The following is a 10060-nucleotide window of genomic DNA, read 5'->3' as shown; positions in this document are numbered from 1 at the left end:
TCATGCGAACATTCGCAGCGCCGGCCTTCGCCCGCCGGCACACCGCCCGCCGCCCCGGCCCCGGCCGGTTCGCCGCGGCCGGGATAGCCGCGGCCCTCGTGTTGGGCCTGGCGGCCTGTGGCGACGGCGACGACAAGAAGGACTCCGCCGGCAGCGGGCCCGCCCCGGCGCCGGCCTCTCCCGGGGCGGGCGGAGCGGCGGCGCCGACGTATCCGATCACCATCACGCACAAACTGGGCACGACCACGATCAAGAAGGCGCCGAAGCGCATCGTCGCGCTGGGAGAGGGCGATCAGGACGCCGCGCTCGCGCTGGCGACCAAGCTGGCCGGCATGGTCGAGACGACCCCGCCGGACGGGGTGGCTCCGTGGGCCAAGCCCAAGCTGGGCGGGGACAAGCCGCAGATCATCACGATGGGCGAGAACGGCGCGCCGCTGGAGAAGGTGCTCGCGCTCCAGCCCGACCTGATCCTGGCGAACACCGACTACTGGGTCGAGCAGGAGTACGACAAGCTCAGCAAGATCGCGCCGACCACGGCGTTCGAGACCGGCCCCTCGCAGGACAGTTGGCAGCAGGTGACCCGGCAGGTGGGCAAGGCGCTGGGCAAGTCCACCGAGGCCGAGAAGCTGGTGACCGACCTGGAGGCCAAGGTCGCCGGTGTGGCCAAGCGCCATCCGGCGATCGCCGGGAAGTCGTTCGCGCTGACCAATGCGCAGAACGCGGGCACGGTAGCGGTGCTCAAGGATCGCTCCGACACGTCGGTGAAGCTGCTCGCCGGGTTCGGAATGACCTTCCCGGACAACCTGGCGGGCCTGCCGGGGGCCGGATTCGCGGCCGAGTTGAGCATGGAGCGGCTGGACGTACTCGAAGTGGGCGTGTTGCTGAGCAACTACAACGGCGACGACGTGCTGCGCAAGGCGATCGAGGGCAATCCGCAGTTCGCGAAACTGAACGTGGTCAAGCGCGGGTCGTACGTGCCGCTGGACTCCAACGACTTCTGGGCCTTGCGCGCACCCACCCCGTTGGCGGTGGAGTACGTGGTCGACAAGATCATGCCGCGGGTGGACGTCGCGGCGCAGGCCGCGAAGAGCTGAGCGCGGCGGACGTACCCTCGGATGGGGGCGCCGTCACCGGTCGGTGTGCGGCAGGCGGACGACGGCCGTTTCGCGGTCGAGATCCACGGTCGTGCGGTTCGGGGGCGCCCCGTCCTCCTCGTCGTCGCGCAGCATGAGCGCCGTCCGGCGTTCCGTGAGCTCGTGCTGCTTTCCCGGCGAGAACGTCGCGTGCAGCTGTTCGAAGCCGGTTGCCGAGATCTGCCCCTGGCGCACGCTGTTGCGCCAGGGCAACAGCCCGGCTCGGCCCGCGCGCAGCAGTAGCTGATCGACGATGGCCACGAACGTCAGCACGACGACCAGGGTGGGCAAGGCCATGAAGACGACGAGTTGCATGGTTCGAGTACCGAACGCGAGACGCGAACCGGCATGCTCCTTCAGGAGGATTTCCGTTCTCGTCCCGGCCCGGGGATTCGTCGGGCCGAGCGATCACCGGTAGCCGCGCGATCTGCCTGAGGCCTCAACCAGGCGGCCGCCCAGCGGAGTTGGGGCCTACACCGAGATGTCGGGCGGGTCGGAGCACGGCGATGGTGGTACCGGCGATCCGGCCCGGCATGCCGGGGGCCGGCTCGGCGGGGTCGCTGCCGAGGGCGATGATGCGATTGTCCGTGTCGACGTGCACGACGCGGGGCCGGTGTCCGGCGATCTCGGTCTCGTCCAGGAGGACGAAGGCCATCACGATGACCAGGTCGCCCGGGTGGATCAGCCGCGCGGCGGCCCCGTTGGCGCCGATCACACCACTGCCGCGGGGCCGGGGATCGCGTACGTGGTCAGACGCGCCCCGGTGTCGATGTCGACCACCTGGACCACCTCGTTCCCGGTGATGCCCGCCGCGTCCAGCAGGTCCTCGTCCACCGTCAGTGATCCGACGTAGTGCAGGTCGGCCCGGGTCACCCGGGCCCGATGGATCCAGGCCGTGTCCGGCGGATCCTGGTGGGGCCGCGCCGCCTGGCATCCGCCCTTCGCGGGCTCCTCGCTGCGCTCGTCTCGCCGCACCGGAGAAACAGCCGAATGGAACCACCATGCGGCCGCTTCTCCGGCACGCCGAGCCACGGCACCGGACGACGCGACCTCATCCACCAGGATCCACCGGACACGGCCTAGCCGCTCAGCAGGGTGCGCAACACCGTTGCTCTCCGCTCAGTTCTCGGTGGCGGCCACGAGGGAACGCGGTCGCATGTCGGTCCAATGGTTCTCGATGTGTTCCAGGCATTGCGCTCGGGACGCGGGACCGTGCTCGGTGCGCCAGCCGTCGGGCGGGTCGAGGAACGCGGGCCACAGCGAGTACTGGCCCTCGTCGTTGAGCAGGGCCAGGAACGTCCCGGAATCGTCGTCGAAGGGATTCGTCACGGCGGATCAGCCTTTCGTGGTCGTCGTGTTCGTCGTCGGCGAGCCGGCGGGGGAGTCGGTGGGGGATCGGTCGGCGGCGGGGACCCGGTCGGGCGCCTCCGGCGTCCGGGCCGGGCCGGCTGTCGGTGTCTCGTCCGCGATCGGCGCGGACGTCGGTCCGGTGGCGCGCAGGGCGGGCAGCGCGCCGGCGACCGCGAGGACCGCGGCGACACACGCGACGCCGCCCGCCACGAGGGTGGTGCCGGGGCCGAGCAGTCTGGCGACGCCGCCGGAGAGCGCGTTGCCGGTGGCCGGGCCCGCGGTGGCCTGGGCCAGCCACAGGCTGCCCACCCGGCCCTGGAGCCGGTCGGGCGTGTGCTGCTGGAGAAGTGCACGGCGCAGGATCTCGGAGATTGTGTCGGCGCCGCCCGCGAGGGCCAGCAGGAGCAGGCCGAGCCACAGGTGCCGGCTCAGGCCGAACGCGGCGATCGCCGCGCCCCAGAGCGCGGCCACCACGATCAGGGTCACCCCGGGGCGGCGGACCCGGCCGATCCAGCCGCTCGCCAGTGCGCCCAGGAAGGCGCCCACGGCGGGGGCGGTGTAGAGCAGGCCGACCGCGGTGGGCCCGCCGTCGAACACCTCGTTGCCCATCTCCGGGAACAGTGCGTACGGCATCGCCAACACGACTGCGGCCAGGTCGACGAGCATGAGTCCGCGGATGACCCGGTTCGCGCGCACGTGCCGCAGGCCGTCCAGGATGGCCCGCACCGGGTGTTGGGCTGCGGCGTGGTCGGTGTCGGTGTCCTCCTCGTCGGGCCGGGGGTGCAGGTGCGGCAGCCGCCACAGCAGGGCCGCGCCGAGCACGAATCCGGCCGCGTCGATCAGGTAACACACCGCGACGCCCGGGCCGGCGGCGATCAGGCCCGCCAGGCTGGGACCCACCATCGCGCCGAACTGGGTGGTCAGGGTGAGCAACGCCCCGGCCGCGGCCAGGTGTTCGCGTCCGGCGAGGGCGGGGGTGACGGCCATCAGCGCGGGCGCGCCCAGGCCGCCGGCGATGCCTGCGGCGATGGCGGCGAGGTAGACGAACCACAGTTGCGGCTCGGGGGCGAGGGCGTTGCCGGCCAGGGCCAGGACCACGACGGCGGAGCCGGCGCGGGTGGCGAGGATCAGTCGGCGCCGGTCGGTGCGGTCGGCCAGGACGCCGCCCGCCAGCAGGCCCACGCACAGGCTGACGCCGATCACGAGGTTGACCAGCCCCACGTGCAGCGAGGAGTTGCCGAGGTCGTACACCTGGATGCTCGCGGCGACCGAGGTCAACGCGGTGCCGAGCATGGACAGGGCGGTCGCGGTGAACAGCAGTCGGAAGTCGCGGTTGGCCCGCAGCGGTGTCACGTCCACCGCGATCTCGCCCAGACGCACGGATCAGCCCTGTCGGGAGGAGGTCACCGGGCCGGGCGCGGTGGCGGTGCCCGTCATGGCTGGGGGCGCGGTCTCGGCCTCGGGGGTGGGGTCCGGGCCGGTGTGGTCGTCGATCGAGGCGAGGATCTCGCCGGCGCGGACCGCGATGTTGGACAGGAGCGTGGAGCCGAGGCCATGGGTGTGCTCGGTCCCGCCCTGGAGGTAGATCCCGGCGTCGAGCGGGGGTTCGGTGACCACGCGGTAGTCGCGGCCCAGCCGGGGGCGCCCGTACTCGTCGCGTGCGCAGGCGTCGGCGGTGTCGCCCAGGAGGGCGAGCCCGTCGCCCGGGCGGTAGCCGGTCGCGTACACGACCACGTCGGCGCGCAGCGTCTCGGTTTTGCCGGTGGGCAGGAACTCGACGTCCACGTGGGCGGCTTCGGGATCCTCGCGGACCTCGACGACCCGGGTGGCGTGGCGGATGTGCAGGCGCTGCCGGCCCTGGACGCGCTCCTCGTATACGCGCCGGTACAGCTCCTCGATCAGATCGCCGTCCACCACCGAGTAGTTCGTGTTGCGGTGGTATTCCGTCAGTTGGCGTTTGACCTGCTCGGGCGCCTCGAAGTAGTGGTCCACGGCCCCGGGGTCGAAGATGCGGTTGGCGAACGGGCTGTCGTCGGCGGGGGAGTAGCCGTAGCGGCTGAAGACGGCGTGCACCTGAGCGTCGGGGAAACGCCGGTGGAGGTAGTCCGCGGTCTCGGCGGCGCTCTGGCCGGCCCCGACCACCACCGCGGTGCGCACGTCGGCCGGGTCGAGGGCGGCGACGTTGGGCACGAGGCGGGAGTTGTGCCACACCCGCGCGGTGGTGCCGACGCCGTCGGGCAGGTGCGGGGTCAGGCCCGGGGCGAGGACGACGTTGCGGGCGCGGTGTACGACCGGGTCGTTCGCGACGGCGACGTCGAAGGCGGTGATCCTGCCGTCGGTGACGACGGGTTCGATCGCGAGGACCTCGGCGCCGTAGCGCACCTGGTGGGCGACGCGGTTCGCGGCCCATTCGAGGTAGCCGTGGAACTCGGCCCGGAGCGGGAAGAACACCTTGTGGTTGACGAAGTCGACCAGGCGGTCGATCGAGTGCAGGTAGGCGACGAAGCTGAAGTCACTGGTCGGATTGCGCATCGTGGCCAGGTCCTTGAGGAACGAGACCTGCATCGTCGCGCCGTCGACGAGCATGCCGCGGTGCCAGCCGAAGGCCGGCTGTTTCTCCAGGAACAGCGCGTCCATCCGGTGGTCAGGGGCGGCGAGTGCGTTGTGCTCCTCGATCGCGACGGCGAGCGCCAGGTTCGAAGGCCCGAATCCGACCCCCACGAGGTCGTGAACGGTCTTTCCGTCGTGCCGAGATGAGGTCAATGCACGCGTCCCTTCCGGGTGGTGGCCTCGAAGGGCACACAGAGCACTTACGGCCTTCCGTAGGCGAGGCTAACCTAACTTCGTCGGATGTGACCAGAGGTCGGAGCCGGTGTTCCGGCTTCCCCGACCTGCTTGTGTGCCGAATCGCGGAGGCTGCGGGGTCCGACCGGGTCGAGTGTGAACTCCTGCTGCCGGACCGCGCTTTGGGGCGCGGAACCCCGACACGGGCGGGCCTGCGGCCCGCCTGCGGCACGGCTTTGGGCCCGGTTCCGCCGGGCGGCACCAGGCCGTGTCCGGCGGATCTTGGTGGGGCCGCCGAGATCCACCGGACACGGCCTAGCGACGGCCGCCGAGAGGGATGACCAAGGGGGTTCCGGCGATGGGGCATTCGATCACTGCGGCGCGCAGGTCGAATACCTCCCGTACCAGGTCGGGGGTGACGACCTCGGCCGGTGGTCCGGCGGCGACCACGCGGCCGTCGCGCATGGCGATCAGGTGGTCGGCGTACCGGCACGCGTGGTTGAGCTCGTGGATGACCATCACCACCGTGCGGCCCTCCGCCCGCCCCAAGTCGGCCACCAGTTCCAACACGTCGACCTGGTAGGCCAGATCGAGGTAGGTGGTGGGTTCGTCGAGCAGCAGCACCGGGGTGTCCTGGGCCAATGCCATGGCGATCCATACGCGTTGGCGCTGGCCGCCGGAGAGTTCGTCGATGGCTCGTCCGGCCAGGGTGTCCACGCCGGTGGCCGACAGTGCGGCGTCCACCACGGCGTCGTCGGCGGAGGACCACTGTCGCCACCAGCGCTGGTAGGGCGTACGACCGCGGGCGACCAGGTCGCGCACGGTGATGCCCTCGGGGGCGGTCGGCGACTGCGGGAGCAGCGCGAGTCGTTGGGCGAAGTCCCGTCCGGACAAGCGGGCGACGCTCTCGCCGTCGAGGAGGACGGTGCCCTGACGCGGTTTCAGCAATCGGGCCAGCGCCCGGAGCGCGGTGGATTTTCCGCACGCGTTGGGGCCGACCAGGGCGGTCACCCGGCCTGCGGGGATGTCGAGGTCCAGGTCTCGGGCGACCACACGCTCGCCGTAGCCGAGGGTGAGCATTTCGGCGCTCATCCCGGGAGCGGGCGCGGGGGATGTCGCCGGGGAGGTGGGGGAGCCGGGAGTGGTGGACGGGTGCGGCAGAGTCGACACGGGGCCGGACTTCGGAGCCCGAGCCTCGTCTTGCGTCGCCGACTCGCGGTGTTGCCTCATGTGCTCCGCATGCGCGGTTGTTTCGGCCCGTTCGGCCCGTTCGGCCCGTTCGGTCGAGACGCTCGGTTTCGTCGGTCGGGTCGGTGTGGCCGGTGCGATCGGTGGCCTCGACCCGGTCGGTTCGGTCGGCTCCGTGCCGTCCGGGTGCCCCGTCGGCCTGGTCTGCTCTGGCGCGGAACCCACGTCAGCCTCCCTTTCCGGCCCGGTTGTTCCGGGCGAGCAACCACAGCAGGTACGGTGCCCCGACGGCGCCGGTGACGATGCCGACCGGGAGTTCGGTGGGGAACGCGGTTCGTGCGACCACGTCCGCCAGGACCACCAGGGCCGCTCCGACCAGGCCGCTGACGACCAGGGGCAGCCCGGGGGTGCCGGCCAACCTGCGGGCGATCTGCGGGGCGGCGAGCGCGACGAAGACCACCGGCCCCGCACACGCGGTCGCCGCCGCCGTCAGCGCGGTGGCCAGCACGAGCAGGGCGATCCGCGAGCGGGTGACCGGCATTCCCAGGCTCGCGGCGGTGTCGTCGTCGAACTGGAGCATGCGATACGGCCGCGCGAGCGCGATGGTGGCCGGCACCAGCACGACGAGCGCATAGCCGAGCCAGCGCACATGGGTGTACTCGCGTCCGTCCAGGCTGCCGGTCAGCCACGAGGTGGCCCGGGTCGCGGCGTCGATGTCGACGCGCGCGAGCATCCAGCGGGTGGAGGCGGCCAGCATGCCGTTGACCGCGATGCCGACGAGGACGAAGCCGTAGCCGGAGATGGTGCCGCCGCGAAACGCCAACAGGTAGATGGCCGCAGCCGTCGCGAGCGCGCCGATCAGCGCGCCGAGCGGGACCGCGCCGTAGGTCGTCGACCGCGTCGTGCTCACCCCGCCCAACAGGATCGCCAGGACGGCGCCGGCACCGGCACCGGCGGTGATCCCGATCAGGTCCGGCCCGGCGAGCGGATTGCGGGTCACGGCCTGGAAGACCGCGCCGGCCATCCCCAGCGCGAGCCCGACCAGCATCCCCACCAGGGCGCGCGGTAGCCGGAGTTCGTGCACCACCAACTCGGCATCGGCCGGTCCGGCCCAGAACAGGCCGGTGACCACGTCACGCCATCCGAGCGGGTAGTCGCCCAACGCCAGCGACGCGATCAGCCCACCGAAGACCAGCGCGATCAGGGCGGCGACCGCGACGAGCGTGCGCGGGTGCACGGCGATCCCGAGCGGACCGCGCTCCCATCGCACGATGTGCGGTACGCGCCGGGCGGTTTCGATCCGGGCAGTCTTCATCCGGAGTGCTCCCCGATTCTTCCGCGCCTGACCAGATGGATGAGGAACGGCGCCCCGAGGAAGGCGGTGACCACGCCCACCTCCACCTCCGTCGGGCGCGCGATCACTCGCCCGATCACGTCGGCGAGCAGCAACAACACCGCGCCGGCCAGCCCCGAACACGGCACCAGCCAGCGGGCGTCGGGCCCGGTGAAGGCCCGCAGCACGTGCGGGACCACCAGGCCGACGAACACGATCGGTCCGGCGGCGGCGACCGCCGTGCCGGTCAGCACGACCACCGCGAGTGCGCCCAGGGCCCGGGTGGTGCCCGCTCGGGTGCCGAGCGTGGTGGCGAGTTCGTCGCCCAAGGCCAACGCGTTGAGCCGGCCGGTCAGACCCAGCGCGAGGCACACGCCGACCACGACGAACGGCACCAGGAACAGTGTGGTTTCGCTGTCCCGGCCGGCAAGCGAACCGACCGCCCAGGACCGGTAGCGACCGAGTGAACCGGGGTCGCTCAGTACGAGAGCGCTGGTGCCGGCCTCCAGCAGGGCGCTGACCGCCGCCCCGGCGAGCGCGAGCTTGGCGGGCGTCGCGCCGCCCACGCCCGCGCCGCCCACGAGATAGGCGATCGCGCCCGCGATCGCCGCGCCCGCGAAGGCGAACCACAGGTAGCCGTGCGATCCGGTCAATCCGAGCAACCCCACACTCGCCGCGACCGCGAATGCCGCACCCGCGCTGACTCCGATAAGTCCGGGGTCGGCCAGCGGGTTGCGGGTCACGTCCTGGGCGACCGCACCCGCCACGCCGAGCGCGACGCCGACCAGGAGCCCCAGGAGCGTACGGGGAACCCGCAGGTCGCGGATCAGCCCGGCGTCACCCGCGCGTTCGCCGCCGAGCATGGCGAACACCTCGCCGGGCGCGACGTTGCGGGTGCCGATGGCCAGGGATGCGAACAGTGCGCCGAGCAACAGCACGGCCAGGATCACGAGCAGCGCGAGCCGTCGCGAACGGCCGGACCCGGCCCGGGCATCGGGCGCGGCGCCGACGACGGACGGAGCATCGGGGGAATCGACCCGGAGAGACACTCCAGTAAGGTAAGGCATGCCTGACCACCTTGCCCAGTGTGCCCGGTCACGGTGGCATCCCGCCCAGCGTCGCATCCGGGGCGGGGCTATCGACGGCCGGTCCGGGGTGCTCCCGCCTCCGAACTCGGGTGTGGGGCGGCGGGATTCGCTCGCCTCGGGGTGCGGCGGCGTCGCGCGGCTCGACCCGGTGGGCGAGCGTTCGCCCGATCGCGCGCGGGGCACCCGGCGGCCGCCCCGCTCGTCCACCCGCCCGACCGCGCGCATCCGGCAGACGATCCCGGCCACGACGACCCGGAGCAATCGGGTCCGCAACGACGAAGGAGCGAGCCCCCATGGCGCGAGACGACGAGGCCACCGACCGCCGCGGACGCACCGGGCGTTCGCCGATCCGCACCTGTCTGGCCACGGTCGTGCGCTCGGTCGAGGTGACGCCCAGGATGTTGCGACTGACGCTCGGCGGGGACGGGTTGCGCGGCTTCGAGGGCGGCAGGCAAGCCGACGAACGGGTCAAACTGTTCTTTCCGTCGAAGGGCGAGCCGATCCCGGTGCTGCCCGAATTCGGCCCGGACGGCCCGGTGTACCCCGCCGGCGCCACTCCGTCGCACGCACGCAACTACACGGTGCGACGCTTCGACCCGGCCGGGCCCGAACTCGACATCGACTTCGTGATCCACGGCAGCGGTCGAGCCGTCGAGTGGGCCCGGGAGGCCCGACCCGGTGCCGTACTGGGCATCGCCGGCCCCGCCCTCGGAGAGCTCCCGCCCGCCGACGCCGGGCAGTTGCTGATCGCCGGCGACGAGACGGCGCTGCCGGCCGTCGCCTCGATCCTGGAACGCCTCGCCCCCGGCACCCGCGCACACGTCTTCGTCGAGGTCGCCGACCGGCACGAGGAACAGCACCTCGCCGCGGCCCCCGACACCGACGTGCGCATCCACTGGCTGCACCGCGACGGGGCGACCGACCCCGACGAGGACCGACTGGCCGACGCGGTCTGCGAGTTTCCCTGGCCCGACGGCACCGTGCACGCCTGGGTCGCGGGCGAGGCACTCACCGTCCGCACCATCCGCCGCTACCTGCGCAACGAACGCGGCCTGAGTCGGCACACCCTGCACGCCGCCGGCTACTGGCGCCGCGGGAAGACCGTGGAGGAGTGGCTGGCGGAACCGGAGGACACGGACCGCTGAGGGCGGCCGGCCCGGCCGGAACAACCCCGACCCCGGGGC

At 72.4% G+C, this 10060-nt stretch carries 9 protein-coding genes and 1 pseudogene; 2 read left to right on the top strand and 8 right to left on the bottom strand.

The window, feature by feature from the left end:
- Window positions 1–2 precede the first annotated feature (2 nt).
- Complete coding sequence (locus tag ACFZBU_RS12735) at window positions 3–1094, top strand: ABC transporter substrate-binding protein (RefSeq protein ID WP_391583521.1); 1092 nt, start codon at window positions 3–5, stop codon at window positions 1092–1094.
- A 33-nt stretch (window positions 1095–1127) separates the two neighbouring features.
- Here ACFZBU_RS12735 and ACFZBU_RS12730 read toward each other — a convergent pair whose 3' ends face one another.
- The 8 genes and pseudogenes from ACFZBU_RS12730 to ACFZBU_RS12695 form a co-directional block, all read right to left on the bottom strand.
- A complete protein-coding gene (locus ACFZBU_RS12730; protein WP_391583520.1) occupies window positions 1128–1448 on the bottom strand; it encodes a DUF6191 domain-containing protein in 321 nt (106 codons plus the stop codon).
- Window positions 1449–1572: 124 nt separating this feature from the next.
- Window positions 1573–2021: pseudogene (gene panD / locus ACFZBU_RS12725) on the bottom strand (aspartate 1-decarboxylase).
- Between the two features lie 231 nt (window positions 2022–2252).
- Window positions 2253–2462 carry an MbtH family protein gene (locus ACFZBU_RS12720; RefSeq protein ID WP_391583519.1) on the bottom strand — a complete coding sequence of 70 codons (210 nt, stop codon included), beginning with the start codon at window positions 2460–2462 and terminating at the stop codon, window positions 2253–2255.
- Between the two features lie 6 nt (window positions 2463–2468).
- Window positions 2469–3863 carry an enterobactin transporter EntS gene (gene entS, locus ACFZBU_RS12715; RefSeq protein ID WP_391583518.1) on the bottom strand — a complete coding sequence of 465 codons (1395 nt, stop codon included), beginning with the start codon at window positions 3861–3863 and terminating at the stop codon, window positions 2469–2471.
- A gap of 3 nt (window positions 3864–3866) precedes the next feature.
- Window positions 3867–5246 carry a lysine N(6)-hydroxylase/L-ornithine N(5)-oxygenase family protein gene (locus ACFZBU_RS12710; RefSeq protein WP_391583517.1) on the bottom strand — a complete coding sequence of 460 codons (1380 nt, stop codon included), beginning with the start codon at window positions 5244–5246 and terminating at the stop codon, window positions 3867–3869.
- A gap of 336 nt (window positions 5247–5582) precedes the next feature.
- Window positions 5583–6359 (bottom strand): ABC transporter ATP-binding protein, encoded by a 777-nt coding sequence (locus tag ACFZBU_RS12705; RefSeq protein WP_391583516.1) that lies wholly within the window; start codon window positions 6357–6359, stop codon window positions 5583–5585.
- Between the two features lie 322 nt (window positions 6360–6681).
- The gene (locus ACFZBU_RS12700) at window positions 6682–7770 is read right to left on the bottom strand and encodes a FecCD family ABC transporter permease (RefSeq protein WP_391583515.1); all 1089 of its coding nucleotides are present in this window, start codon (window positions 7768–7770) and stop codon (window positions 6682–6684) included.
- Window positions 7767–8738, bottom strand: a complete 972-nt coding sequence (locus tag ACFZBU_RS12695) for a FecCD family ABC transporter permease (protein WP_391583742.1) — start codon at window positions 8736–8738, stop codon at window positions 7767–7769. Before ACFZBU_RS12695 ends, ACFZBU_RS12700 begins: the two co-directional genes overlap by 4 nt.
- A gap of 431 nt (window positions 8739–9169) precedes the next feature.
- Here ACFZBU_RS12695 and ACFZBU_RS12690 point away from each other — a divergent pair, with 431 nt between their 5' ends.
- A complete protein-coding gene (locus ACFZBU_RS12690) occupies window positions 9170–10021 on the top strand; it encodes a siderophore-interacting protein (RefSeq protein ID WP_391583514.1) in 852 nt (283 codons plus the stop codon).
- The last annotated feature ends 39 nt before the right edge of the window (window positions 10022–10060 follow it).

Source organism: Embleya sp. NPDC008237 (assembly GCF_042956465.1).
GTDB lineage: Bacteria > Actinomycetota > Actinomycetes > Streptomycetales > Streptomycetaceae > Embleya.
Note: the sequence above shows the minus strand (reverse complement) of the source record. Positions and strands in the feature narration are given on the sequence as shown.